General features: G+C 65.0%; 24 protein-coding genes. 10 read left to right on the forward strand and 14 right to left on the reverse strand.

Going from position 1 to position 24,052, the window contains the following annotated elements:
* The first annotated feature begins 36 nt into the window (after positions 1–36).
* From ACYRGX_RS17855 to ACYRGX_RS17865, 3 genes are all read left to right on the forward strand, one after another.
* A complete protein-coding gene (locus ACYRGX_RS17855) occupies positions 37–789 on the forward strand; it encodes an AraC family transcriptional regulator (RefSeq protein WP_473053787.1) in 753 nt (250 codons plus the stop codon).
* Positions 790–855: 66 nt separating this feature from the next.
* Complete coding sequence (locus ACYRGX_RS17860) at positions 856–1,191, forward strand: tRNA-binding protein (RefSeq protein ID WP_473053788.1); 336 nt, start codon at positions 856–858, stop codon at positions 1,189–1,191.
* Positions 1,188–2,033: a DMT family transporter gene (locus tag ACYRGX_RS17865; RefSeq protein WP_473053789.1), complete on the forward strand. Its 846-nt coding sequence runs from the start codon at positions 1,188–1,190 to the stop codon at positions 2,031–2,033. Before ACYRGX_RS17860 ends, ACYRGX_RS17865 begins: the two co-directional genes overlap by 4 nt.
* 146 nt (positions 2,034–2,179) lie before the next feature.
* Here ACYRGX_RS17865 and ACYRGX_RS17870 read toward each other — a convergent pair whose 3' ends face one another.
* Together ACYRGX_RS17870 and ACYRGX_RS17875 are read right to left on the reverse strand one after the other, a co-directional pair.
* Positions 2,180–2,665 carry a hypothetical protein gene (locus tag ACYRGX_RS17870; protein ID WP_473053790.1) on the reverse strand — a complete coding sequence of 162 codons (486 nt, stop codon included), beginning with the start codon at positions 2,663–2,665 and terminating at the stop codon, positions 2,180–2,182.
* Positions 2,666–2,794: 129 nt separating this feature from the next.
* Positions 2,795–3,079, reverse strand: a complete 285-nt coding sequence (locus ACYRGX_RS17875) for an Rdx family protein (protein WP_473053791.1) — start codon at positions 3,077–3,079, stop codon at positions 2,795–2,797.
* Between the two features lie 61 nt (positions 3,080–3,140).
* Between ACYRGX_RS17875 and ACYRGX_RS17880 the strand changes: the two genes are divergently transcribed.
* The gene (locus tag ACYRGX_RS17880; RefSeq protein ID WP_473053792.1) at positions 3,141–5,324 is read left to right on the forward strand and encodes a patatin-like phospholipase family protein; all 2,184 of its coding nucleotides are present in this window, start codon (positions 3,141–3,143) and stop codon (positions 5,322–5,324) included.
* 400 nt (positions 5,325–5,724) lie between these two features.
* Here ACYRGX_RS17880 and ACYRGX_RS17885 read toward each other — a convergent pair whose 3' ends face one another.
* The 3 genes from ACYRGX_RS17885 to recQ all read right to left on the reverse strand — a co-directional run bounded on the left by ACYRGX_RS17885 (position 5,725) and on the right by recQ (position 10,838).
* Positions 5,725–7,965: a motility hub landmark protein FimV gene (locus ACYRGX_RS17885; RefSeq protein ID WP_473053793.1), complete on the reverse strand. Its 2,241-nt coding sequence runs from the start codon at positions 7,963–7,965 to the stop codon at positions 5,725–5,727.
* A 224-nt stretch (positions 7,966–8,189) separates the two neighbouring features.
* The gene (locus ACYRGX_RS17890) at positions 8,190–8,642 is read right to left on the reverse strand and encodes a MarR family transcriptional regulator (RefSeq protein ID WP_473053794.1); all 453 of its coding nucleotides are present in this window, start codon (positions 8,640–8,642) and stop codon (positions 8,190–8,192) included.
* A gap of 63 nt (positions 8,643–8,705) precedes the next feature.
* The gene (gene recQ, locus ACYRGX_RS17895) at positions 8,706–10,838 is read right to left on the reverse strand and encodes a DNA helicase RecQ (RefSeq protein WP_473053795.1); all 2,133 of its coding nucleotides are present in this window, start codon (positions 10,836–10,838) and stop codon (positions 8,706–8,708) included.
* A 168-nt stretch (positions 10,839–11,006) separates the two neighbouring features.
* Here recQ and ACYRGX_RS17900 point away from each other — a divergent pair, with 168 nt between their 5' ends.
* Positions 11,007–11,591, forward strand: a complete 585-nt coding sequence (locus ACYRGX_RS17900; RefSeq protein WP_473053796.1) for a UPF0149 family protein — start codon at positions 11,007–11,009, stop codon at positions 11,589–11,591.
* A gap of 4 nt (positions 11,592–11,595) precedes the next feature.
* The gene (locus ACYRGX_RS17905; protein WP_473053797.1) at positions 11,596–11,982 is read left to right on the forward strand and encodes a YbaN family protein; all 387 of its coding nucleotides are present in this window, start codon (positions 11,596–11,598) and stop codon (positions 11,980–11,982) included.
* Here ACYRGX_RS17905 and ACYRGX_RS17910 read toward each other — a convergent pair.
* The 4 genes from ACYRGX_RS17910 to aceK all read right to left on the reverse strand — a co-directional run bounded on the left by ACYRGX_RS17910 (position 11,979) and on the right by aceK (position 16,020).
* On the reverse strand, positions 11,979–12,572 hold the full coding sequence (locus tag ACYRGX_RS17910) for a tRNA-uridine aminocarboxypropyltransferase (protein WP_473053798.1): 594 nt from the start codon (positions 12,570–12,572) through the stop codon (positions 11,979–11,981). The genes ACYRGX_RS17905 and ACYRGX_RS17910 overlap by 4 nt on opposite strands.
* Before the next feature lie 73 nt (positions 12,573–12,645).
* Positions 12,646–13,221, reverse strand: a complete 576-nt coding sequence (locus ACYRGX_RS17915) for a methyl-accepting chemotaxis protein (protein WP_473053799.1) — start codon at positions 13,219–13,221, stop codon at positions 12,646–12,648.
* 99 nt (positions 13,222–13,320) lie between these two features.
* Entirely contained in the window at positions 13,321–14,211 is an 891-nt protein-coding gene (locus tag ACYRGX_RS17920; RefSeq protein ID WP_473053800.1) for a PAS domain-containing protein, read from the reverse strand.
* Between the two features lie 102 nt (positions 14,212–14,313).
* Entirely contained in the window at positions 14,314–16,020 is a 1,707-nt protein-coding gene (gene aceK, locus ACYRGX_RS17925) for a bifunctional isocitrate dehydrogenase kinase/phosphatase (protein WP_473053801.1), read from the reverse strand.
* A gap of 194 nt (positions 16,021–16,214) precedes the next feature.
* Between aceK and ACYRGX_RS17930 the strand changes: the two genes are divergently transcribed.
* On the forward strand, positions 16,215–17,099 hold the full coding sequence (locus ACYRGX_RS17930) for a DMT family transporter (RefSeq protein WP_473053802.1): 885 nt from the start codon (positions 16,215–16,217) through the stop codon (positions 17,097–17,099).
* Positions 17,100–17,117: 18 nt separating this feature from the next.
* Here ACYRGX_RS17930 and cysK read toward each other — a convergent pair whose 3' ends face one another.
* Positions 17,118–18,092, reverse strand: a complete 975-nt coding sequence (gene cysK / locus ACYRGX_RS17935; RefSeq protein WP_473053803.1) for a cysteine synthase A — start codon at positions 18,090–18,092, stop codon at positions 17,118–17,120.
* A gap of 137 nt (positions 18,093–18,229) precedes the next feature.
* Between cysK and ACYRGX_RS17940 the strand changes: the two genes are divergently transcribed.
* The gene (locus ACYRGX_RS17940; protein ID WP_473053804.1) at positions 18,230–19,294 is read left to right on the forward strand and encodes an AsmA family protein; all 1,065 of its coding nucleotides are present in this window, start codon (positions 18,230–18,232) and stop codon (positions 19,292–19,294) included.
* Here the strand turns inward: ACYRGX_RS17940 and ACYRGX_RS17945 are convergent, their stop codons facing one another.
* The gene (locus tag ACYRGX_RS17945) at positions 19,295–19,483 is read right to left on the reverse strand and encodes a helix-turn-helix transcriptional regulator (protein ID WP_473053805.1); all 189 of its coding nucleotides are present in this window, start codon (positions 19,481–19,483) and stop codon (positions 19,295–19,297) included.
* 7 nt (positions 19,484–19,490) lie between these two features.
* Positions 19,491–19,880 (reverse strand): hypothetical protein, encoded by a 390-nt coding sequence (locus ACYRGX_RS17950; RefSeq protein ID WP_473053806.1) that lies wholly within the window; start codon positions 19,878–19,880, stop codon positions 19,491–19,493.
* A gap of 204 nt (positions 19,881–20,084) precedes the next feature.
* Here ACYRGX_RS17950 and ACYRGX_RS17955 point away from each other — a divergent pair, with 204 nt between their 5' ends.
* Positions 20,085–20,930, forward strand: coding sequence for an AAA family ATPase (locus ACYRGX_RS17955; RefSeq protein ID WP_473053807.1), 846 nt, complete (start codon positions 20,085–20,087; stop codon positions 20,928–20,930).
* A 179-nt stretch (positions 20,931–21,109) separates the two neighbouring features.
* Positions 21,110–22,288: a vWA domain-containing protein gene (locus ACYRGX_RS17960; protein ID WP_473053808.1), complete on the forward strand. Its 1,179-nt coding sequence runs from the start codon at positions 21,110–21,112 to the stop codon at positions 22,286–22,288.
* A gap of 25 nt (positions 22,289–22,313) precedes the next feature.
* On the opposite strand, the gene ACYRGX_RS17965 is transcribed toward ACYRGX_RS17960, so the two are convergent.
* Both ACYRGX_RS17965 and nagZ read right to left on the reverse strand, forming a co-directional pair.
* Positions 22,314–23,045, reverse strand: a complete 732-nt coding sequence (locus tag ACYRGX_RS17965) for an S-methyl-5'-thioinosine phosphorylase (protein ID WP_473053809.1) — start codon at positions 23,043–23,045, stop codon at positions 22,314–22,316.
* A complete protein-coding gene (gene nagZ / locus ACYRGX_RS17970) occupies positions 23,042–24,046 on the reverse strand; it encodes a beta-N-acetylhexosaminidase (protein WP_473053810.1) in 1,005 nt (334 codons plus the stop codon). Before nagZ ends, ACYRGX_RS17965 begins: the two co-directional genes overlap by 4 nt.
* Between the last annotated feature and the right edge of the window lie 6 nt (positions 24,047–24,052).

The following is a 24,052-nucleotide window of genomic DNA, read 5'->3' on the forward strand; positions in this document are numbered from 1 at the left end:
CAGCCACTGCTGCTAGACTGCGCATCCGGAGGTCCCATGCATCGACTGCTCTCCCTGCGCGACTACCACAGTGAACAGATTCTCCATGCCCATGATCACGAACAACTGGTGTTCGGTGTCCAGGGGTGCCTGGAGTTCGAGATCGACGGCGCGGGTGGCGCGCTCGACGAACAGCGCCTTGCGATCATCCCCGCTGGAGCGGCGCATGCCTGCTACAGCGCCAACGGCAGTCGCTGCCTGGTCCTGGACCCGCCCTCGCGGGACTGGCTGCGTGTCCACAGCGGCGTCCATGCCGAGCGCGGGCTGAAGCTGCTGGAGCGCAGTGCGATGCCGGGACTGAGGGCGTCCCAGCAGGCATTGGTGGCAGCACTCGCCGCCGGGCCTCTCGACGATCCGCTGTTCAATGAACAGGCTGCCGCACTCCTGCTCTGCAGCCTGCTTGCGCCGCCCACGCCGGCAATGGGCAGCCTGCAACGGTTGCGCGCCTACATCGATACCCATCTGGCCTACCCATTGATGGTGGAGGACCTGGCGGCCCAGGTCGGCCTGTCCAACGCCCGTCTTCATGCTCGCTGCCTGGATGAACTGGGTTGTACACCCATGACCTTCGTGCGGCACCGTCGGCTGCTGGCAGCGCGCCGTTTGCTGGCGGAGAGTGACCTGGCGATTGGCGAGATCGCCGCGCGAGTCGGCTACGCCTCACAAAGCGCCTTCACTGCGGCAATGGTCCGCGAGCACGGACATACGCCCCGCCAATATCGCCGCGAGCTGCGCGACAATTCCCGCTAGACCGGCGACAGACGCCGGCCAAGCCAGGCGCTAAAGTGCGCGCTCGACTCCAGAGGGATGAGTGCTATGCAACAGATCGAATGGGCGGATTTCGAACGGGTGGAATTACGCGTCGGCACCATACGTGCGGCCCAGCCCAACGCCAAGGCGCGCAAGCCGGCTTACGTGCTGCAGGTGGACCTGGGAGAACTCGGCATCAAGTGCTCGAGCGCGCAGATTACCCATCATTACCCCGTCGAAACACTCGTCGGGCGCCAGGTCCTGTGCGTGTGCAACTTCCCGCCCAAACGCATTGCCGGGGTCGTCTCCGAAATCCTGGTCACCGGCGTACATGACGCCGAGGGCAAGGTCGTGCTCGCCGGTTTCGAGCATCCCGTGGAGAACGGGGCACGGCTGGCATGACGCCACGCCAGGCCTTGATCGGGCTGCATCTGGGGGCGTTGGCCTTCGGCCTGAGTGGCGTACTGGGCAAGCTGGCGCTGGTCGCACCCGCGATGATCGTTTTCGCCCGCAGTCTTTTTGCCGTACTCAGCCTGCTGCCGTTCAGCCGTAGGCGGCAGACCGAACAGCCCATCGATGCGCACCGCGGGCTGCAACTGATCGGTGCCGGCCTGCTACTTTGCGGACACTGGTTCACGTTCTTCCAGGCCGTGAAGATCGGCGGCGTGGCCGTGGCCACGCTGGGCTTCGCGAGTTTCCCGGCGTTTACCGTACTGCTGGAAAGCGCGGTGTTTCGCGAACGCATTCGAGGCATCGAATGGACCCTGGTGGGCATGGTCAGTCTGGGTCTGATCCTCATCACGCCGAACTTCGATCTGGGCAGTGGCGCAACCCTGGGACTGCTCTGGGGCGTTGCCTCAGGCCTGTTGTTCGCCTTGCTATCGCTAGCCAACCGGGTGAGCGTGCGTGGCATCAGCCCGATACAGGCCGCGCTCGGGCAGAACATGACCATCATCATCTGCCTGCTGCCTCTGGTATGGAGCAGCCTGCCGCAAGTGCGCCTGCAGGACTGGCTGTGGTTGATGCTGCTGGGCGTGATCTGTACCGGCATCGCCCACAGCCTGTTCGTCGCCAGCCTGCGAGTGCTCAAGGCGCGCACCGCAGCGGTGGTGTTCGCTCTGGAGCCGGTCTACGGCATTGTCCTGGCCTGGTGGCTGTTCGCCGAGCAACCCACCGCGAGGATGATTGCCGGCGGCGCGTTGATCCTGGCGGCCATCTTCGTTTCCTCACGCCAGCACCATTAGGGCCGGTCGACGCTTCGTTCACAGCCGAGCGATGCCCGTTCTGGCGCGAGTCGCGAGGCTTACCGGGGTAAGTCCGGGAAGAGCAACGCCGCCTCGCGCCAGCAGGCACGGCGCGAAAGGCGTCGCCAACGAAACGTCAACGGGCGCTAGTTGACGCTATAGCCGCGTCCGCTCAAGCAGGCGCCCAACGCGCGTCGATAGATATCGGCGACACCCGCGCTCGGCGCGCTCTGTGCGCTGGCGGGATCGAATCCACTCTGACTGACCGCCCAGGTGTGGCACTCATAGCGATCACGCCCCTGCTGCTCGATGCTCTGTCCGGCAGCCGGATAGGCGATCACATCGTAGCTGGCGGGTGCCGAGCGGGCGGCAGGCGGCGCATCGACAATCACGTACTCGCGACGATCGGCATTCCACAGGTAGTAGCTCCCGGCGGCGACGAAGTAAAGGAGACTACCGACCCACAGCTCCCGGGCACCGGGAGGCAGGCCGTGGCCATGTCGAGGCCCCGGCTCGAAACCTCGGGGGCCACCCGGGCCGCCCCAGGGTCGAGGCGGGCCGGCGAAAGCGGGAGTGGCCAACATCAATGACAACAGGACGCAGACGGCAGCACGGGAAAACGAGAGGGACATGAGAAGGCACCTCGGGCACGGAAGCCCTGAAACGACGTTGCCCGCGCATTATCGCCGTTCACCCGCCACGCCTGCGTCAGCACTACGTAAAACCCGTGTAAATGAGCGGATACAGAAGCCCCGCTGCACTCAGCGGACGCTATCGCTATGCCCCAGTGATCGCGTCGGATCGATGAGATCGCGGACGCGTTGCTTGAGCACCTTGGCCTCGGGAAAACCGCCGTCGGCTTTGCGCTCCCACAGCTGCTGGCCATCGCAGCGGATCACGAATACACCGCCATGCCCCGGTTCCAGCGCAACGCGGCCGATATCCTCGGCAAACGTGGACAGCAGCTCCTGGGCCAGCCAGGCCGCGCGCAGCAGCCATTGGCACTGGGTGCAATAGGTAATGACGATTTCGGGCTTCTGCGACATGACGAGTCTCCTCCATGGGTCCCTATAATAACGCCCGCCTGTCCATCGTTCGGTTCGCATCATGCGTCGTCTGCTCTGCTGTCTTCTGCTGCTTCCCTTGCTCTGCTGCGCCGAAGAAGCGCGTCCCAAGGTCGGTCTCGTGCTCTCCGGTGGCGCTGCCCGCGGCCTTGCGCACATCGGCGTGCTACGCGCCCTGGAAGAACAGGGCATACAGATCGACGCCATCGCCGGCACCAGCATGGGGGCGGTGATCGGTGGTCTCTACGCGGCGGGATACAGCGTCGATGAACTACAGCGCATCGCCATGGAGATGGATTGGGGCCAGGTACTCTCAGACTCACCGCCGCGCCGCGATGTACCCTTCCGGCGCAAACAGGACGATCGAGACTTCCTGGTTCACCAGCAACTGAGCTTTCGCGACGACGGCAGCCTGGGCCTGCCACTGGGCGTGATCCAGGGACAGAACCTGGCCCTGCAGTTGGAGCGCCTGCTGGCACACACCAGCGATACCCGCGACTTCGATCGGTTGGCGATTCCCTTCCGGGCGGTGGCCACCGATATCGCCAACGGTGAGAAGGTCGTGTTCCGCCGTGGGCACCTGCCCCAGGTCATCCGCGCCAGCATGTCCATACCGGCGGTCTTCGCCCCGGTGGAGATCGAGGGACGACTGCTGGTGGACGGCGGCATGGTCGACAACATCCCGGTGGACGTCGCCCGGGAGATGGGCGTGGACCGTGTCATCGTGGTGGACATCGGCACCCCGCTGCTGGCACGCAAGCAGTTGCTCACGGTGGTCGACGTGCTCAACCAGTCGATCACCATGATGACGCGACGCAACTCCGAGGAGCAGTTGGCCACGCTCGGCCCGGACGATGTTCTTATCCAGCCGCCCCTGGCCGGCATTGCCTCCACCGACTTCGGCCGGGTGGATGCACTGATCGATGCCGGCTACCGCGCTACCCACATACTCGAACAGCGCCTAGCCAGCCTGCGCCGGCCAGACAACGGCGAAGAGGCAGCGCTGAGCCTGGCGCGCTCGCCGGGCCAGCGCCAGCCGTTGATCGCACACATCCGCATCGAGAATGACTCCAAGGTCGCCGACGAACTGATCCGCCGGCACATCAGCCAGACCCTCGGCCAGCGCCTGAATCAAGCGGACCTGGAGCGCGACATGGGCACGCTCTACGGCCTGGATTACTTCGAGCAACTGCAGTACCGCGTGGTCCATGAGCAGGACGGCAATACCCTGGTGATCCACGCCCAGGGCAAACGCACCGGCACCGACTACCTGCGCCTGGGCCTCAACCTGTCCGACGACATGCGCGGCGGCGCTGTCTACAACCTCGGCGCCAGCTACCGGGTCAACGGCATCAACCGCCTCGGCGCGGAGTGGCTAAACCGCATACAGGTCGGCGACCAGCAGGAGCTCTACAGCGAGTTCTACCAACCGCTGGACTATGGCTCGCGCTATTTCATCGCGCCCTATATCAGCGCCGAGGCACAGAACGTCGAACAGATCGAAGACGACGACCCGATCTCCGAATACCGCCTGGAACGCTATGGCTACGGCATCAACGTCGGTCGGCAGATCTCCACCTTCGGCGAGGTGCGCCTGGGCATGGGACAGAGCTGGGGCGAAGCCAACGTCCGCATCGGCTCGCGGGAGCTGCCCAGTTTCAGCTTCACCGAGGGCTTCTATGAGATGAAGTGGTCCTACGACACCCTGGACAACGTCGACTTCCCCCACGAAGGCGAGCAGGCCGGCGTCAGCCTGCGCTTCTACGACGAAAGCCTGTCCTCCGACGAGCGCTACCGGCAATGGGAGATGTACCTGGACAAGGCCTGGAGCGTCGGACCGAACACCTGGGTGCTCGGTGGCCGCTACGGACGCACCCTGGACGATGCCGAAGTGGTGACATCGAGCTTCCTGCTCGGCGGCGCCCGACAACTCTCCGGCTATCGCCAGGATTCCCTCAGCGGGCAGAACATGAGCCTCGCCCGGCTGGTGTACTACCGCCGACTCAGCGAACGCTCGTTCCTGCCCCTGGACTTCCCGGTGTACCTGGGCGTCTCGCTGGAACAGGGCCGGGCATGGAACAACGACAACGAGTTCGACAGCGGCTACGTCAACGCCGGCAGCCTATTCCTCGGCTACGAGACCCCGCTGGGGCCGCTGAATTTCAGCTATGGACTCAACGACGAGGGCATGCGCGCCCTGTACCTGAACCTCGGCGGGACCTTCTAGGGCCTGTTCCCGTTTCATTCACGGCCGCGCCGGCGCCTGTTTTTCCGCGAGACAAGGCCGCGCCCGTTCCCGACGGGCTTGCGGCATTCACTCCATCCCTGGAGATCGCGCGAGTCGCAGGGCTTACCGGGGTAAGTCCAAGACGAGTAACGCCGTATCGCGGCAAAACAGGCACCGGCCCTGAGGGTTGTGCCAGAAATGGCCTGCGCTGTCGTTGCAGGACTTGCCAAGGGAATAACCATTGGCTGCGTCCTGCGCCTAACCGCAGGCCATTTCTGGCGAGAACGCGGGGCGGCCATCCGCGGTTCGCGAATGAAACGGGAACAGGCCCTAGGGCTCCGGAAAGAACAAGGCCTGCGGCGGGGCGCAGGCCTTCCTTGCTAAGCGTCCGGGCGAGCGATCAGGCGATCCGCGCGAGCAGCTCGCGAGCCTCCTGCCGCTCACGCTCGTCACCCTCGCTGATCACCTCGTTGAGGATGTCGCAGGCCCGCTCCCTCTCACCGGCCTCGATATAGGCCAGCGCCTGGTTGAGCAGCCCCAGGTGCTCGCCACCCTCGTCGTCCAGACCGGAAATCAACTCCACGCCTTCATCCGGCAGGTCGAAGCGGTCGAAGAGCAATTCTTCCTCGTCGACTTGCGCCAAGGCGCCTTGGTCGAGTTCCTGTACTTCGGGCAGGTGCTTGAGATCGCTCTCGAAGTCATTGTCGACCGGCGTTTCTTCAGGGTCCTCGGCTTGCGGCTTGCCACGCTGCTGCGGCTGCTGGAAGGGATCGATCAGGTCCCAATCCGCGTCCAGCGACAGATCGTCGAGATTCAGCCGGAAATCGTCATCATCCGCCGCCGAAGCCATACCGCCCGACGTCGCCAGCTCGTCACTCGCCGAGGCGTCCTTGATCTCCGGCAGATCCAGATGCGGGAACTGCGCCCGGCGACTCTCGAGTAGCGCTTCGTCACAGCCGTTTTCACGCAACTTCTGCTCGGTAGCCACGTAGTTGCCCACATCCCCGCGATGGCCATGCACCTCCAGCAATTTCAGGCGCAACGCCTGGTTGGAAGGGTCATCCTGCAGGGCCTTCTCCAGGGTGGTACGTGCCTCTCCGGAGCGACCGTAGGCCATGTACATCACGGCGGCTTCGAGAGGATCGGGAGTGACGGAACGCGCCTCTCGCGGCGTTGCGTTGGCCACGACCGGAGCGGCCTTGACTACCAGGGGCTGCGGCGCAGGCTGAGGCGCTACGGGGCTGGGAACCGGCTCGACTGGAGCCTCTGCCGCAGGGGCGGAATCCACCGCCACCACTGCGGAGGGACGGCGGCGGCGACGCAGCAACAACAGGGCGAGCAGCGCCCCGAGCAACGCAACCAGCGCCAGCCACAACCAGGAGAACATCCCCGCCGGCTCTTCCTTGGCGACCGGCGCCGCAGCGGGAGCCGGCGTCTGGCCAAGCTGGGCGCTGGCGAGTTGTTCGCGCAGCGCGGCAATCTCCTGGTCACGCTCGCTCAACTGACTCTGCAGTTGCGCGAACTGGCTTTGCATCTGCCGCAGCGACTCTTCCAGGCGCTGATAGCCTTCATCGCGCTCGCTGAGCTCTTCCTCCAGACGTGCAACGCGCTGACGTAAGGCGCCCTGCTCATCGCCATCACCCGGCGTCGGAGCGGGCACTGCGGCGCCCACCTCATTGGCTACCGGGGCCTGGGGTGCGGCGGCCGTGCTTGCGCCCTCCTCCGGATTCACGGCCTCGGCCGGCGCAGATGCCGGCTCGGGCGCCACCTGCGGATTACTGGCCGGCGCATCGGAGCCCAAAGCCGCGGCGCTGCTCGGCGGGTTCACTGCGGCCGCTGCCGGGGGCGCACTCGGGTCCGGCTCGACGTCCGGCGTCACGCGCTCGCTGGGTTGCGGCTGGGTATCTATTTCCAACGGCGCGGAGGCGGAAAAGTCCGCTGGCGCCGCGCTATCCGGCAGCAACAGCGAGGCCCCCACGCGCAGGCGGCTACGATCACCGCCAGGGAAAGCGCTGGGGTTGAGGGCGACGATGTCACGCATCAACGCCTGGGGCGACGCCTGGCTGCCCGCACTTCGCAGCGCCTGAGCAATCAGCCAGAGGCTGTCACCGCTGCGCACCTCATAGCGGTGCCCGGCCGTCGCCGCCGGCAATTCGGCGGGGCGCGCGGGCGGACGCGAGGCGGCAGTGGAAGCGCCCGTTTCAACGGCGCTCGGGGGAATGCTCGCCGCGCTGCGATAGCTACTGTCCGGCGGATCGAGCAATACCGTGTACTCACGGCGCAGGTTGCCATTGGGACGCGCGAGTTCGACGAGGAAAGTCAGATAGGGCTCGCGGGCGGGCAGTCGGGATTGCACCCTGACCATCGGCCGCCCGCCCTGCAGCAGTGGCGTGAAGCGCAGGTCCGCCGCCAACGGCGTCCAGTCCACACCCGAACGCGAGAAGGCCTCCGTGGAAGCCAGGCCAAGCTTGATGTCCTGGGCGGTCAGACCTTCGGCATCGATCAGTTGGATCTGCGCATCGAACGGCTGGTTGAGCGAGGAACGCACCGTGATATCACCCAGGCCCAGGGCCAGGGCGCTGCCCGAATGCAACATCGGTCCAGATGCCAGGCAGATTAACAGGTGTCGTACTCGAGCCATGGTGTCCTCCTGGCTGATCAGGCTCGAACGGCGCCATTCACGGCGACGCTGCGCAGGGGCCTGAGCGAAGATCCCTCTGTCCGCCGGCCAGGCCGCGCGGCAGTGCCCTCCGACGGGGCATCGCATTAGCTTGCCATAATACGCAATGAGGTCACGGTCCAGTCAATAAGCTGGCGTATTTCCAAGGAATTATGTCCGGAGTGTCAAGGAACGGTTAGTTCAGTTCACACGTCATTGGACGAAGCCTTCTCACAGAGATTAGCGAGAATCTGCGCATGGACCTGCTGGCAATTGCGCAACGCTTCAGGATCGATGCCGCGAAAGAGATCTTTACGCAGCGAAGTGGAGATCGACTCGATGACCTCGATCAGTGGGCGGGCCTCATCGAGCAGCAGCACACGCTTGGCACGCCGGTCCTCGGCCACGGCCTGACGGCAGACCAGCGCCTGGCCCTCCAGGCTGTCCAGCAAGCGAGCCAGGGTCGGCCCTTCGATGCCGACGCTTTGCGCCAGTTCGCGCTGGGTCGGCGGCTCGGCGAAACGGGCAAGGTGCAACAACACCTGCCAGCGCGCCTGGGACAAGCCCAGATGCGCCAGGCGGCGGTCGAGTTCAGCGCGCCAGGCGCGGGAAAGATGCATCAGTTGCATGCCGAAGCGATGCTGGTCTGTATGGCTCATGGCTCGTAGCCGAGTAGAAGGATTCGTTAGGATGCTATCCATCAACCCTGGATGGGGCAAGCCTCAGGCCTGGAACTCGAGCTGCAGGGCCGCACGCACGCAGTGCAACACACCGTCGTCCAGGCGCCCCTGGAACTGCTCGCGGACCTCGGAAACGGGCGGCAACTCACCGTCCCCATCGAGGAAAGCATCCTGCAATTCACCGAGCAATTCCTCGGGCAGTTCCAGCGCCTGCTCCAGAGACAACTGCCCGGCGGCAATCGCCTCCGCCAGCAAGGCGTAGACATTTCGCTCGCTGCAGGACAGTTGCTGGGCGATCTGCGCAGGCGTCATGCCGGCGCGCGCGAGGCTGACGAGCTGATGCTGCAGGTCCACGGCCGGGACCGCGGCGGGCGTCGCGCCCTGTCCGTCCAGCACGGCCAGGAATGCCTCACCGTAGCGTTCGAGCTTACGTGCTCCCACGCCACTGATGCGTGACATATCGTCCATGCTCGCCGGCATCGCTCGCAGCATTTCCAGCAGGGTGGCGTCGGGGAAGATCACATAGGGCGGCACACTGTGCTCTTCGGCGAGCTTGCGCCGCAGGCTGCGCAACGCCTCCCAGGTCTCGCGCTCCTCGGCCCGCACCAGACTGCTGGCCGGGCTGGCAGCGGCCCGCGGCGCCTTGCTCACCGGGACCTCGTGACGCAGTTGCAGCGTCACCTCGCCGCGCAGCAGCGGTCGGCAAGCCTCGGTCAGGCGCAGACCGCCGTACCCTTCGAGGTCCACATCGGCCAGCCCGCGGGCGACCAGTTGGCGAAACAGCGTGCGCCATTCGCCTTCACTGCGCCCCTTGCCGACACCGAACACCGACAGGTGCTGATGCCCGGACGTGCGAATCTTCTCGTTGTCGCGGCCCAGCAGGATGTCCACCAGGTGACCCACGCCGTAGCGTTGCCCGCTGCGATAAATGCAGGACAGTGCCTGGCGAGCGGCCTCGGTAGCATCCCAGGTCTGCACGCCGTCCACGCAGATGTCGCAATGGCCGCAGGGCTGGGGCAATACTTCATCGAAGTACGCCAACAGCGCCTGGCGCCGACAACGGGTCTCCTCGCATAGGGCAAGCATCGCATCGAGCTTGTGCAACTCCACGCGCTTGTGGCGCTCGTCGCCTTCGGAGCCGGCGAGCATCTGTTTGAGGAAGATCACGTCCTGCAGGCCGTAGGCCATCCAGGCATCGGCGGGCAGGCCGTCGCGACCGGCACGCCCGGTTTCCTGGTAATAGGCCTCCAGCGACTTGGGCAGGTCGAGGTGGGCGACGAAACGCACGTTGGATTTGTCGATCCCCATGCCGAAGGCGATGGTCGCCACCATGATCAGCCCTTCCTCATTGAGGAAGCGCCTCTGGTGGTGGGCCCGCAGGTCGTTGGACAGCCCGGCGTGGTACGGCAGCGCCGGGAAGCCCTGGGCGTCGAGAAACGCGGCGGTCTCCTCGACCTTCTTGCGCGACAGGCAGTAGACGATACCGGCGTCGCCACGGCGCTCGCCGAGGAAGGCCAGCAGTTGCTTGCGTGGACTGTCCTTGGCGACGATGCGATAGAAGATGTTCGGCCGGTCGAAGCTGGAAAGGAAACGTTCGGCGTTCTCCAGGTGCAGGCGTTGAATGATTTCCTCGCGGGTTCGCTTGTCCGCAGTGGCGGTCAGCGCAATGCGCGGCACCTGCGGGAACAGCTCCGCGAGTTGCCCCAACTGCAAGTATTCAGGACGAAAGTCATGTCCCCACTGTGACACGCAATGCGCCTCGTCGATGGCGAACAAGGCGACCGGCAGGCGCTGCAGGAAGGCCAGCATGCGCGGCTGCACCAGACGCTCGGGGGCCAGGTAGAGCAATTTGATCTCGCCGCGCCGCAGGCGTTCGGCGATGTCGCGCTGGGCTTCGGCATCCAGGCTGGAGTTGAGCGCAACGGCGGGAACGCCCAGTTCGTCGAGGGTGGCGACCTGGTCCTCCATCAGCGCGATCAGTGGCGACACCACGACCGTCAGGCCGTCACGCAGCAGCGCCGGGACCTGATAGCACAGCGACTTTCCGCCGCCGGTCGGCATCAGCACCAGAGCATCCCCGCCTGCCGCCACACGCTCGATGATCGCGCCCTGGTGACCACGGAACGCATCGTAGCCAAAGACGTCTTTGAGGATGTGGAGCGCTTTCTCGAGCATGGCCGCGTGTCGTTGGGAAAGCGCCACAGTATACGAAAAAATCCGCCGACTGCCGGGGCGGCCGACCACTGTCGCCCGGGTTTGCTGGAGAAACGCTCAAAGCGGCGGCTTTCGTCGACCGCCTACGCTAGAATCCCTTTCTGTTTCCGTCTCGAGTAGTGCACCGCCATGTCTTTCGCCGAACAGCTGTCCCGTCTGCAAGCTTTCCTGGATGCCGACGACCTCCACGAGGAAGCGCTGGACTACATCGCGACCCATGGCTATCTGACTGCGCTGTCGATCTGCGCGGAGTCGATTCCCGAACGCGAGTGGATCGATGCACTCTTCGCCGAACCGCCGCACTATGCCGATGACGCCCAGCGCGACGACATCGAGGATGCCCTGCTCAAGCTCAAGGCCCTGATCGCGCGCCAGCTCGCTAGCGACGAGGACATGGAGCTGCCCTGCGATCTCGATCTGGGTGACGAACCCGACGACTCTGAACTGCGCGGCTGGTGCATCGGTTTCATGGAAGGCGTCTTTCTCCGCGAGACGGCCTGGTTCGAGCATGCCGAGGACGAAGTCAGCGAACTGCTGCTGCCGATCATGGTGGCTTCCGGACTGTTCGACGAACAGGCCGAGTTCGCCGAGATCGCCGCCGATGCCGACCTGGTCGACAGCATGGTCGAACAGATTCCCGAGCTACTCACGGCGCTTTACCTGCTGAGCAATGCGCCCGAGGAGAAGCCCGCGCTGCTCAAGCCTCGCCACTGACGCGATGCGCGACCGACAGGCCACGCGACACCCCTTGCTGCGCTACGCGCTGCTCGCGATAGGTTGGCTTTCGGTGGCTCTGGGCGTGATCGGCATCTTTCTTCCGGTACTGCCGACCACGCCGTTCCTGCTGCTTGCCGCGGCATGCTTCGCGCGCAGTTCGCAGCGCTTCTACGACTGGCTGGTGGGCCATCCACGGCTCGGCCCATGGATCGTCGACTACCTCGAAGGGCGCGGCATCCCGCTCAAGGGCAAGCTCTACGCCATTGGCCTGATGTGGGCGAGCATCGCCCTCTCCTGCTACCTGGTGCCGCTGTTCTGGGCGCGTACCTTCATGCTGACCAGCGCGGTACTGGTGAGCGTGTACATCGCGACGCGACCGACCCGCTAAACACCGTGGTTGCGCTGGTAGGTCGCTGCCCCCATCGCGCTGATCTGCCCCTCGATCAACTGTTCGAACGGTGCCAGAAGCGCATCGAAACGCGCCGGGGCTTCCAGCGTATCCAGCGCGGCGGCGATCGCCTCCAGGGTCGATAGCGCATCCGCCGAAGGCGCTTTGCGCAGTCGATATCGCGACGCCGGTGGCGATGCCAGACAGACACGCGGCAGGCGCTCCAGGCACGGATTGAGGTAAAGCAGCTTGCGCGCCTTACGCCAAGTACCATCGGGCACCACCAGTAGCGGGCCCGGCGTCTCTGACCCCAGCCTTTGCAGGGGTTGGGCCTGCTCACCGGGAAACAGCAGCAAGGCATCAGGCTCGCTAGCCAGACGCGCCGGCAACTCGGGAAACTGCTCGCCCACCCACAACTCAGCGGACCGCAGGCCGAGCGCAGCCAGGCGGGCGGTATTCAGCGCATGACGGCTTTCCTCGGGATGCTGCAGGATCAGCACCCGACTGCGACTGGCCAGCGAGGGAATACTCGCGCACAGGCAGTGCGACACGGGGCGCTGGCAGCGCGGGCAACGGTTTCGGCGCGACATGGGGCTCCCGGCTCATTGGCACGCAGCACCACGAGCCATGCTTCGAAAGCGCAGGAGTCTGCCACAGCCGCACTCAGCGGTTGAAGCGCTCCGCCAGCGCGTGGAGATAATCGGCCGAGCGTTGCAGTTCATCGCTGAGGGTGGCCCCCCGCTGCGCCTGTCGCTCGCTGCCCTCGGAGAGTTCGGCGATACGCGTGATCTGCCGGTTTATATCCTCGGCCACATGGGTCTGTTGCTCGGTAGCACTCGCCATCTGCATGCTCATGTCGCGAATGCGCGTCACCGCCTGACTGATGCCATCGAGCGCGCCGCGCAGCGACTCGACGCTGCGCATGCCCTGGGCCGAGACCTCCTCGCCGCGGCTGGCGGTGGAAACCGCAACGTCGGCGCCGCTGCGCAGGTCGCTGATGATCTGATGGATCTGCGCGGTGGACTCACGGGTACGCGAGGCCAGGGCACGCACTTCATCGGCAACCACCGCGAAGCCGCGCCCCTGCTCCCCGGCACGCGCCGCCTCGATGGCGGCGTTGAGCGCCAGCAGGTTGGTCTGCTCGGCGATGGCATTGATGACGTCGGCCACGCTACCGATGGCGTGCGCGGAGTTGGCCAGTTCGTCCACCGCACGTCCGATCTCGCTGACCGCTTGCACGGTATCGCCAATCGCCGTGAGGCAGCCCGCAGCGAGCTGTGCGCCCTGCTCGGCAAGCCTGTCGGCATCGCCAGTAGCCTGGGCGGTGTTATTGAGGTTCTAGCTGACCTCCTGAATGGAGGCGGTCATCTGTTCGATCGCGGCGGCGGCCTGGTCGGTCTCGCTGCGTTGCTGTTCGAGCATCTGCGCGCTGGACGCGGAAAGCTGCGTGGACTCCGCCGCCCGCCGATGCACCTGGCCGGAAATATCCTCCAGACGTGTCAGCGCGGTCTGCAGGCGCGCCTGCTCGCTGAACAGGGCCATGTCGATCAACGAACGTTCGTCCGCGCGCGGGCTGTAGGTCAGGGCCACCAGGGGGTCGGCGAACACCTGCGAGTGGCTGCTTAGCAGCCGTTGTATCTCGCGGCGGAAGACCACCTGCATGCCACAGACGACGACCAGCAGCAGGGCCAGGTCAGCCAACGCCTGCTCCCAGCCATCGAGCAGCCAGTCGGACAGCGCGATGAACGGCAACGCCAGCAGCGCCGGCGCACAGCGACGCATCTGCGTCGCCAGCCGCCGCCCCAGGGGCACCGCCGAACGATTGGCGCGCAAGCGCGCATAGAGCGCCTCGGCGCGGGAGACTTGATCGCGACTAGGCCGGCTGCGCACCGACTCGAAGCCGACCAGCTTGCCGCCCTCCTGGATGGGCGTCACGTAGGCGCTGACCCAGTAGTGATCGCCATTCTTCGAGCGGTTCTTGACCAGGCCCATCCAGGCCCGACCGCTACGCAGTGTGCGCCACATCTCGGCGAATACGGCAGGCGGCATATCGGGATGCCGGACGATGTTATGGGGCTGGCCGAGCAGCTCTTCGCGGGAAAAGCCGCTGATGGCGACGAAGGCATCGTTGCAGTAGGTAATCCGACTCTCGAGGTCCGTCGTGGTGATCAGTCGTTCGTGTTCCGGAAATTCGCGTTCTTTTAGTGTAACCGGCAAGTTTTCACGCATAGGGGGTACACCGTTTCCATACAGTCGCGTCTCAGCAGTATTGCAAAGCCATCACGAAACGCCAGCAGCTCGCGCAGCATTCTCCAGCGCTACCGATGGGCGTCATTGCGCAGGACGTCGGTAGGGGAAGACATCGATGACCTTTCCGGAGTGAATGGCGGCCTGTAGCCCTTGCCAGTAACTGGCGTCGAAGAGCTCGCCATGCAAGCGGGCGAACAACCGGCGCTGCTCGAGATCGACGAACAGGAAGCGGGGAAACTCTTCGGGAAAAACGTCCTGGGGCCCCACCGAATACCAGGGCTCCGCGGCCAGTTCGTCCTCGGGATAACGCGGCGGCGGAATGTGCCGGAAGTTCACTTCGGTGAGCAGGCTGATCTCGTCGTAGTCGTAGAACACCACACGGCCGTGGCGGGTCACGCCGAAGTTCTTCAGCAGCATGTCGCCGGGAAAGATGTTCGCCGCTGCCAGTTGCTTGATCGCCAGGCCATAGTCGTCCAGCGCTTCCTGCACCTGTGCCGGCCCGGCACTCTCGAGATAGAGGTTGAGCGGCGTCATGCGCCGCTCGGTCCAGCAATGACGCACCCGTACTTCGTCGCCCTGGACCTCGATGGTCGAGGGCGCCACGGCGAGCAGCTCCTCCAGGCACGCCGGCTCGAATTTCGCCAGCGGAAAGCGGAAGTCGGCGAACTCCTGGGTATCGGCCATGCGCCCGACGCGATCGACGTGCTTCACCAAACGGTACTTCTCGATGACCGTGGCACGATCGACCATCTTCGCCGGTGAGAAGCGATCCTTGATGACCTTGAACACCGTGTTGAAGCCCGGCAGGGTGAAAACGCTCATGACCATGCCGCGCACGCCGGGCGCCATGCTGAAGCGGTCGTCACTGTCACGCAGATGACGTGCGAGCGCGCGGTAGAACTCGCTCTTGCCGTGCTTGTAGAAACCGATCGAGGTGTAAAGCTCGGCCACGTGCTTGGCTGGCAGGATACTTTGCAGGAAGGCGATGAAATCCGCGGGCACATCCACTTCGACCATGAAGTAGGAACGGGTGAAGGAAAACACGATGGACACCTGCGCTTCGTCGGTGATGGCCGCGTCCAGGCGAATGCCTCCGCTATCCGGGTGGATCAGCGGCAGCACCAGCGGCCACTGATCGTCACTGGCGACGATGCGCCCGACGAGGTACGCGCCCTTGTTGCGATAGAGCACGTGACGAAACAGCTCCAGACGCAACCCCGGATCCTTGCAAACCCAATCCGGCAGCGCCGCACGCAACTGAGCCCCGAGGCGGGCGAGATCCGTTTCCAGACGGGCGAAGGGCACGGCGAAGCGGTAATCAGCGAAGAGCGCGGCCAGCGCACGTGCGAGGTCGCCACGGGGCTCGTAGACGCGGGTCTGTGCTCTCCGGGGAGAAGCGCGCGGCACCCGCGTGCTGGTCACGAAGAGGGTCTCGTCGCTGATCCAGTCGTGGCTGTAGAGGCCGCAGAACACCGAGTTGAACCAGGTCTCGGCGAGCTCATCGTCGAGCCGGGGCTCGATCAGATCGATGTAGGCGGACTTCACCACCGGCCAGCCCTCGGGGGCCGGCAACGCCTGCTCGTCACCGCGTTCACGTAGACGGGCGCAGGTGGCATGGACACATTCCTCGTACAGCTCGATGCGCGCCGTCGAGGCCCGCTGCGCCTCTTGCCAGAGCGCCCCTTCGAAACGCGCTTGGGCGCCTTCGGTAATCGTGCGAAAGCGCTCGCGGTAATCATCGAACCCACGCAAGACCTCGCGGGCGAGGTCGACGGCCCATCCCGTCATGGAAAACTCCTAGGGGCACTATCGCCCGTTAGTGAAGCTGACGAAATATCGAAGAAAACGCCGATATCCAAGTTCCAGGCGGCCTCGTATCTTAGGCGCACTATCACCTGCGGCTACGAGGTACCCATGCAGTCCGGCGCCAAATTTGCCTGCGCGCAAGCGCGAATCCCCCTGAAGCTTAGTGCGCTTCGCCCATGAGGCCGGTGGACCTTGGGCGCCTTCTGGCGCTGGCCGCGATCTGGGGCGCGAGCTTTCTGTTCCTACGGATAGTGGTGCCGGTGCTGGGCCCCTTGCCGAGCGCCTTTTTCCGCGTGTTCTTCGGCTTGCTCGGCCTGCTGGCGATTCTCCTCGTCGCGCGGCTGCGCCCCAGCTTCCAGGGCAAACTGGGCGCCTGCATGGTGCTGGGGTTGATCAACTCCGCCCTGCCCTTTTGCCTCTACGCCATCGCTGCACAGTGGCTACCGGCCGGTTACTCGGCGGTGTTCAACGCCATGACACCACTGATGGTGGTCCTGGTCGGCTCGCTGGCCTTCGCGGAAACACTCACCGTAGGCAAGGGGCTGGGGGTGCTGTGTGGGCTGCTGGGCGTGTCGGCACTGACCGTGACGGGCCCGCTCGGGCTGAATGGGCAAAGCCTGGCTGGCGCCCTGGCCTGCCTGCTGGCGACGCTCTGCTATGCACTGTCGGGTTATCTGGCACGTCGCTGGGTAACGGATCGCGGCGGCCTGGATAGCCGCCTGGTGGCTTTCGGCAGCATGCTCGGCGCTACGCTCGGCATGCTTCCGGTGTTCGGCGCATCGTTGCTCTGGCAGGCGCCCACGAGTTGGGGCGCCGTGACGACCTGGCTGAGCCTGGCGGCGCTCGGGCTGGTCTGCACGGCCTTTGCCTACACCCTCTACTTCCGCCTTCTGGCGGACATCGGCCCGTTGAAGGTGACCACGGTGACCTTCCTCATCCCGCCGTTCGGCATCCTCTGGGGAGCCTTGCTACTGGGCGAGCCGGTCGGTTTGGCCTACCTGTATGGCGGCGCGTTGATCGCTCTGGCACTTTGGCTGGTGCTGGCACCGGCGCGCCGCTGAGGCGCGCCGGCAAGCGTCTTATTGCACGGTTTCCTGCTCACCGAACAGGTCGTCGAAGAGCATGCTCGACAGGTAGCGCTCGGCGGAATCCGGCAGGATCACCACGATGTTCTTGCCCTGCATGTCCGGGTGCTCGGCCAGACGCACCGCGGCGGCCATCGCCGCGCCGCAGGAAATACCGCAGAGGATGCCCTCCTCGCGCATCAGCCGCAGCGCCATGGCCTTGGCCTCGGCGTCGTCGACCAGCTCGACGCGATCGACCAGCGACAGGTCGAGGTTCTTCGGCACGAAACCGGCACCGATGCCCTGGATCTTGTGCGGCGCCGGCTTGACCTCTTCGCCCGCCAGCGTCTGGCTGATGACCGGCGAGGACGACGGCTCCACCGCCACCGAGAGAATCTGCTTGCCCTGGGTCTGCTTCAGGTAGCGGGTGATGCCGGTGATGGTGCCGCCGGTCCCGACCCCTGCGACCAGTACATCGACATTGCCCTCGGTGTCGTTCCAGATCTCCGGACCGGTGGTCTTCTCGTGGATCGCCGGGTTGGCCGGGTTATCGAACTGTTGCGGCATGTAGTAAAGCTGCGGATCGGAGGCCGCGATCTCGGCGGCTTTCTCGATCGCCCCCTTCATGCCCTTGGCCGGTTCGGTGAGTACCAGTTCGGCACCGAGTGCCTTGACCACCTTGCGCCGCTCCAGGCTCATCGAGGCGGGCATCGTCAGCATCAGCTTGTAGCCACGTGCAGCGGCAACGAAGGCCAGGCCGATGCCGGTGTTGCCGGAGGTCGGCTCGACCAGGGTCATGCCCGGCTTCAGGCGGCCGGACTGCTCGGCGTCCCAGATCATGTTGGCGGCGATGCGGCACTTCACCGAATAGGCGGGGTTGCGCCCTTCGATCTTGGCCATCAGGGTCACGCCCTTGGGCGCCAGGCGGTTGATCATCACCAGCGGCGTATTGCCGATGGCCTGGGTGTTATCAGCAAAGATGCGACTCATGGGGCAGGTTCCTGGTCGGTTCAGCGATCCGCACAGCCTATGCCCGCCCCCGCCTCTGCGTCCAGTCGAACCCCGGCACCCGCCGCGCGGTCAATCACTACGACTCCTTTTCCGTTGCTCGTGACCGAGGCACCCGCATGTCCACTCGCACACGCGCCCTCCTATTCAGCGTACTGGGTCTGGCCGCACTCGTGCTGTTCGTGCATCTGGCCGTTCCTCCGCTGTTGCGCAGCTATCTGAATGACAAGCTCGCCGACATGGGCGACTACCACGGCCGGCTCGAACGCATCGAGCTGTCCTGGTGGCTGGGTGCTTACCGTATCGAGGGCCTGCGCATCGAGAAGAAGAACCAGAGCGTGCCGGTGCCTCTGCTAGACGCGCCCAGCATCGACCTCTCGGTGAACTGGCGTGCGCTGCTCGAGCGCCAGGAGCTGGTCGGCCGCGCCAGTTTCGAGCGCCCCGAGGTCAACTTCGTCGACGGCGGCAAGGACGGCGAAGACCAGGCGGGTACCGGCGTCGACTGGCGTGACCAATTGCAGAAACTGCTACCCATTACCCTGGACGAGGTCCGCTGGCACGATGGCAAGGCGAGCTTCCGCAACTTCAACTCCAAGCCGCCGGTGAATCTCTCGGCCACTCACATCGACGCCACGGTGCACCATCTGACCAACCGGCCGAATGCCGGGAACGAGCGCGAGGCGAGCATCGAAGCGACGGCGCAGTTGTTCGACCAGGCCCCGCTGGAGCTCGAAGCCACCTTCGATCCGTTGCTGGAGTGGGAGAACTTCGAGGTACGCCTGCGGGTGAGTGGCGCTGAACTCACCCGTCTGAACGACTTCGCCCAGGCCTACGGGCGCTTCGACTTCGCCGGCGGCACGGGCGACCTGGTCATCGAAGCCAAGGCGCGGGACAGCGAGGTGACGGGCTACATAAAACCCCTGCTGCATGACGTGCAGGTCTTCGACTGGAAACAGGACGTCGAACAGAAGGGATTCCTCGACGGTCTCTGGGAAGCCCTGGTCGGTGGTGGCGAGAACTTACTGAAGAACCAGCGCAAGGACCAGTTCGCCACCCGCGTGGATCTCTCCGGAAATCTCAAGCAGGACGCGGGCGTGAATCCCTTCCAGGCCCTGCTCGGCATCCTGCGCAATGCCTTCGTCGAGGCCTTCAGCGCACGCTTCGAAAACCCACGGCCCACGTGATCATTCACTGAAGATTGCCTCGATAGGCAACTCGAACAGACGGGCGATGCGGAAGGCCAGCGGCAGGCTGGGGTCGTACTTGCCGGTCTCGATGGCGTTCACGCTTTGCCGCGAGACCTCCAGACGCTGCGCCAGGTCTGCCTGGCTCCAGCCACGCTCGGCGCGCAGCTCGCGAAGTCGATTCTCCATGCTCGCCTCAACGATAGCGCCGGCACATCAGTACCGATGTCAGGGAATAAGCCGCCCAGAACGCCGGAAAGGCCATCACCAATGGGAAGCGGGGCCAACCTGCGTACTGCTCGAGAAATCCCCAGGCACTGAGCACACCCACCACAAGCCCACCAGCAAGCAATGCGGCACGGGACATCAGAAAGCGCAGGAATTCGTCTGGCAGTTCGCGCAGGTAGCGATCGAACACCCAGAGCACTCCGAGCAAGGGTAGACCCGGCGATACCGCGGCGACCACGCGCACTGGATAAGGCAACGCGGACAGGTCGATCACCCAACTGATCGACACGACCAGCAAGACATACAGCGCCATCAGCAGGGAACAGTGGAGAACGTAGCGATTGCGGGCGTAGCTCATGATGGAGTTCCATTGGAGATGTAAAGCAAACTTAACATCGACGATCGAGCGATGTAAAGCAAGCTTGTCACTGATAACCTAAGGTCGAACCCACGCCGATTCGGCCAGGGAATGACCGAACCCAGCCACCGCGTTCACAGTCGACTGTCCCACGGGCTATAGTCCCCAGCCATAACGAGCGCCGAATCCCACGAGGACATCTGGATGAAATTCGAAGGCACCGCCTCCTACGTCGCCACCGACGACCTGAAGCTCGCGGTGAACGCCGCCATCACCCTGCAGCGCCCGTTGCTGATCAAGGGCGAACCCGGCACCGGCAAGACCATGCTCGCCGAGCAATTGGCCGAGGCCTTCGGTGCCAGGCTCATCACTTGGCACATCAAGTCCACCACCAAGGCGCACCAGGGCCTCTACGAATACGACGCGGTGAGCCGCCTGCGCGACTCCCAGCTGGGCACGGAGCGCGTTCACGACGTGCGCAACTACATCAAGAAAGGCAAGCTCTGGGAGGCTTTCGAGTCCGAAGAGCGCGCCGTGCTGCTGATCGACGAGATCGACAAGGCGGACATCGAGTTCCCTAACGATCTGTTGCAGGAACTCGACAAGATGGAGTTCTACGTCTACGAGACCGACGAGACCATCAAGGCCCGCCAGCGCCCCATCGTGATCATCACCTCGAACAACGAGAAGGAGCTGCCGGACGCCTTCCTGCGCCGCTGCTTCTTCCACTACATCGCCTTCCCTGACCGCGAGACCCTGCAGCGCATCGTCGACGTGCACTTCCCCGGCGTACGCAATGAACTGGTCGCCGAGGCGCTGGATGTGTTCTTCGACGTGCGCAAGGTCCCGGGCCTGAAGAAGAAGCCCTCCACCAGCGAGCTGGTGGACTGGCTCAAGCTGCTGATGGCTGACGAGATCAACGCCGCCACCCTGCGTGAACGCGACCCGACCAAGGCCATCCCGCCGCTGGCCGGCGCCCTGGTGAAGAACGAACAGGACGTGCAACTGCTCGAGCGCCTGGCCTTCATGGCCCGTCGCGCCTCGCGTTGATCATCGGGCTGCTGCGCGTCGGCCGGTGCCTTTGTAGGGTGGGTTAGCTGTAGGGTGGGTTAGCGAAGCGTAACCCACCGACCACCGACCAGCGGGCAAGCACGAGGCCGGCAGCATCAACGGTGGATTACGCCGCTGCGCGGCGAACCCACCCTACGGATTACCCCGAGGGCGCTCATATGTTGCTCAACCTGTTCAACGAAATGCGCGCGGCCAAGGTGCCGGTGTCGCTGCGAGAGCTGCTCGACCTGATCGATGCGCTCGAACACAAGGTCGTGTTCGCAGACATGGACGAGTTCTATTACCTGTCCCGCGCCATCCTGGTGAAAGACGAGCGCCATTTCGACAAGTTCGACCGCGCCTTCGCTGCCTACTTCGAGGGCCTGCAGGACCTCGACGGCACGCTGGAGGCGCTGATTCCCGAGGAATGGCTACGCAAGGAGTTCGAGCGCTCGCTGAGCGACGAGGAACGCGCGCAGATCCAGTCCCTCGGCGGGCTGGACAAACTCATCGAGCAGTTCAAGCAGCGCCTGCAGGAGCAGAAGGAGCGCCACGCCGGCGGCAACAAATGGATCGGTACCGGTGGCACCAGCCCATTCGGTTCGGGTGGTTACAACCCCGAGGGCATTCGCGTCGGCGATGCCGGCAAGCGCCAGGGCAAGGCCGTGAAGGTCTGGGAGCAACGCGAGTTCAAGAACCTCGACGACAACGTCGAGCTGGGCACGCGCAACATCAAGGTCGCCCTGCGCCGGCTGCGCAAGTTCGCCCGCCAGGGTGCCGCGGAAGAGTTGGACATCGACGGCACCATCGACCACACCGCACGCGATGCCGGGCTGCTCAACATCCAGATGCGCCCGGAACGGCGCAATACGGTGAAGCTGCTGCTGTTGCTGGATATCGGCGGCTCGATGGATGCTCACGTGAAGGTCTGCGAGGAGCTGTTCTCCGCCTGCCGCACGGAGTTCAAGCACCTGGAGTACTTCTACTTCCACAACTTCATCTACGAGAGCGTCTGGAAGAACAACTTCCGCCGTACCCACGAGCGCACCAGCACCCTCGACCTGCTGCACAAGTACGGTCCGGACTACAAGGTGGTGTTCGTCGGCGACGCCGCGATGGCGCCCTACGAAATCACCCAGCCCGGCGGCAGCGTCGAGCACTGGAACGAGGAAGCCGGCTTTCGCTGGATGCAGCGCTTCACCGAGCATTTCCACAAGCTGGTATGGATCAACCCCTACCCACGCCCCGCCTGGGAATACACCAGCTCGACCCAGATCATCCGCGAGCTGGTCCACGAGCGCATGTACCCGCTGACCCTGCAAGGCCTGGAAGAAGCGATGCGCGAGCTGTCGCGCTAGGGCCTGTTGACGTCTCGTTCGCGGCCTAACTCAGCACCCGCGCCAACACCTGGCGTACCCGGCCGATGCCCTCGGCCAGGGCCGCCTCGATGTCGGTCATGTGGATTTCCCCGGCGAAGGTGCCCGCTGCCGGGTTTACCACCAATGCCAGGCAGGCGTAGGGCAGCTCCAGTTCACGGGCCAGCGCCGCCTCCGGCATCCCGGTCATACCGACCAGATCACAGCCATCACGTCCCATGCGGGCGATCTCCGCCGCCGTTTCCAGGCGTGGCCCCTGGGTGCAGCCGTAAATGCCACGCTTGCTGTGGGCGTAGCCGCACGCCCCCAACGCTTCCAGTAACCGCTGGCGCAACGCCGGATCGTAAGGCTGACTGAAGTCGACGTGGGTAACCGGCTTGCCGTCCTCGAAGAAGGTGTGTTCCCGGCCCCAGGTGTAATCGATCAACTGGTGCGGCACGCACAGGTGCCCTGCCCCCATCGAGGGATGGATACCCCCCACGGCATTGATCGCGATGACCGAGGTGGCACCGGCGGCCTTCAAGGCCCAGAGGTTCGCGCGATAGTTGATCCGGTGCGGCGGTAGCGCGTGGGGGTGGCCATGACGCGCCAGGAACAACACTTCACGACCGGCGAAGTTGCCTCGCAGTAGTGCTGCCGAAGGCAGCCCATAGGGTGTCTGCGGTTGCTCTTCGCCACGGATTTCCAGGCCTTCGAGCTGGGTCAGCCCGCTGCCGCCGATGATCGCGACGCAGCTCATCGGGCAGCCTCCAGCAAACCGGCCCCACGCAACGCGGCGATGGCCTGCTGCCAGCGGGGATGCTGGCTCGGTTCATCGATCACCCGGCGCGCGCGCATGCGCTGCAGCCCCTCAGGCGGGCGCACGCCCAACTGCTGCAAGCGTACCAGCGCCTGCTCCGCCGCCGCTCGGTCATTGCACACCAAGCCCATGTCGCAGCCGGCGGCCAGCGCGGCCTCGATGCGCGCACCGGCATCCCCGGCCACGTGCGCACCGGCCATGGAAAGGTCGTCGGAGAACAACACGCCACGGTAGCCCAGCTCGCCGCGCAGGATGTCCTGCAACCAGCGCCGGGAGAAGCCTGCCGGCTGCTCGTCGACCTGCGGGAAGATCACGTGGGCCGGCATCAGCGCATCCAGCCTGTCGGCCAGCGCCGCGAACGGGCGCATGTCGTCGCGCAGGGCCTGCAGCGCTCGGGAGTCGACCGGCACGGCGACATGGGAATCGGCATCGGCCCAGCCGTGCCCCGGGAAATGCTTGCCGGTCGCCGGCATGCCGGCGCCGTGCATACCGTCGATGAAGGCGCCGGCCAGGCGAATGACCGCATCCGGCTGGCTGCCAAAGGCGCGCGCACCGATTACCGTGTTGCGTCCCAGGTCCAGGTCGAGCACCGGCGCGAAGCTGATATCCAGGCCCATCGCGAGTACTTCGGCGGCCATCAGCCAGCCACAATCGGCCGCCAACGCCTCCGCGTTCGGCGACTCAGCCAGTCGCCCCATCGCCGGTAGGCGCACGAAGCCGCGGCGCAGGCGCTGCACCCGCCCACCCTCCTGGTCCACGGCAAGGATCAGATCGGGGCGAATCCGGCGAATCGCCCGGCAAAGCTCGCGCACCTGGCGCGGATGTTCGACGTTGCGAGCGAAGAGGATCAGGCCACCGACCTCGGGCTGGCGCAGCAGGGCGCGGTCCTCGGCGGTCAGGCAAGTGCCATGCACGTCGAGCATCAGGGAGCCGTGAAGCATCGGAGA

The organism is Pseudomonas sp. R4-15 (genome assembly GCF_055768815.1).

Coding starts and splice junctions, on each gene's coding strand:
- ACYRGX_RS17855 (WP_473053787.1), top strand. CDS start 37: ATGCATCGACTGCTCTCCCTGCGCGACTACCACAGTGAACAGATTCTC.
- ACYRGX_RS17860 (WP_473053788.1), top strand. CDS start 856: ATGCAACAGATCGAATGGGCGGATTTCGAACGGGTGGAATTACGCGTC.
- ACYRGX_RS17865 (WP_473053789.1), top strand. CDS start 1,188: ATGACGCCACGCCAGGCCTTGATCGGGCTGCATCTGGGGGCGTTGGCC.
- ACYRGX_RS17870 (WP_473053790.1), bottom strand. CDS start 2,665: ATGTCCCTCTCGTTTTCCCGTGCTGCCGTCTGCGTCCTGTTGTCATTG.
- ACYRGX_RS17875 (WP_473053791.1), bottom strand. CDS start 3,079: ATGTCGCAGAAGCCCGAAATCGTCATTACCTATTGCACCCAGTGCCAA.
- ACYRGX_RS17880 (WP_473053792.1), top strand. CDS start 3,141: ATGCGTCGTCTGCTCTGCTGTCTTCTGCTGCTTCCCTTGCTCTGCTGC.
- ACYRGX_RS17885 (WP_473053793.1), bottom strand. CDS start 7,965: ATGGCTCGAGTACGACACCTGTTAATCTGCCTGGCATCTGGACCGATG.
- ACYRGX_RS17890 (WP_473053794.1), bottom strand. CDS start 8,642: ATGAGCCATACAGACCAGCATCGCTTCGGCATGCAACTGATGCATCTT.
- recQ (WP_473053795.1), bottom strand. CDS start 10,838: ATGCTCGAGAAAGCGCTCCACATCCTCAAAGACGTCTTTGGCTACGAT.
- ACYRGX_RS17900 (WP_473053796.1), top strand. CDS start 11,007: ATGTCTTTCGCCGAACAGCTGTCCCGTCTGCAAGCTTTCCTGGATGCC.
- ACYRGX_RS17905 (WP_473053797.1), top strand. CDS start 11,596: ATGCGCGACCGACAGGCCACGCGACACCCCTTGCTGCGCTACGCGCTG.
- ACYRGX_RS17910 (WP_473053798.1), bottom strand. CDS start 12,572: ATGTCGCGCCGAAACCGTTGCCCGCGCTGCCAGCGCCCCGTGTCGCAC.
- ACYRGX_RS17920 (WP_473053800.1), bottom strand. CDS start 14,211: ATGCGTGAAAACTTGCCGGTTACACTAAAAGAACGCGAATTTCCGGAA.
- aceK (WP_473053801.1), bottom strand. CDS start 16,020: ATGACGGGATGGGCCGTCGACCTCGCCCGCGAGGTCTTGCGTGGGTTC.
- ACYRGX_RS17930 (WP_473053802.1), top strand. CDS start 16,215: ATGAGGCCGGTGGACCTTGGGCGCCTTCTGGCGCTGGCCGCGATCTGG.
- cysK (WP_473053803.1), bottom strand. CDS start 18,092: ATGAGTCGCATCTTTGCTGATAACACCCAGGCCATCGGCAATACGCCG.
- ACYRGX_RS17940 (WP_473053804.1), top strand. CDS start 18,230: ATGTCCACTCGCACACGCGCCCTCCTATTCAGCGTACTGGGTCTGGCC.
- ACYRGX_RS17945 (WP_473053805.1), bottom strand. CDS start 19,483: ATGGAGAATCGACTTCGCGAGCTGCGCGCCGAGCGTGGCTGGAGCCAG.
- ACYRGX_RS17950 (WP_473053806.1), bottom strand. CDS start 19,880: ATGAGCTACGCCCGCAATCGCTACGTTCTCCACTGTTCCCTGCTGATG.
- ACYRGX_RS17955 (WP_473053807.1), top strand. CDS start 20,085: ATGAAATTCGAAGGCACCGCCTCCTACGTCGCCACCGACGACCTGAAG.
- ACYRGX_RS17960 (WP_473053808.1), top strand. CDS start 21,110: ATGTTGCTCAACCTGTTCAACGAAATGCGCGCGGCCAAGGTGCCGGTG.
- ACYRGX_RS17965 (WP_473053809.1), bottom strand. CDS start 23,045: ATGAGCTGCGTCGCGATCATCGGCGGCAGCGGGCTGACCCAGCTCGAA.
- nagZ (WP_473053810.1), bottom strand. CDS start 24,046: ATGCTTCACGGCTCCCTGATGCTCGACGTGCATGGCACTTGCCTGACC.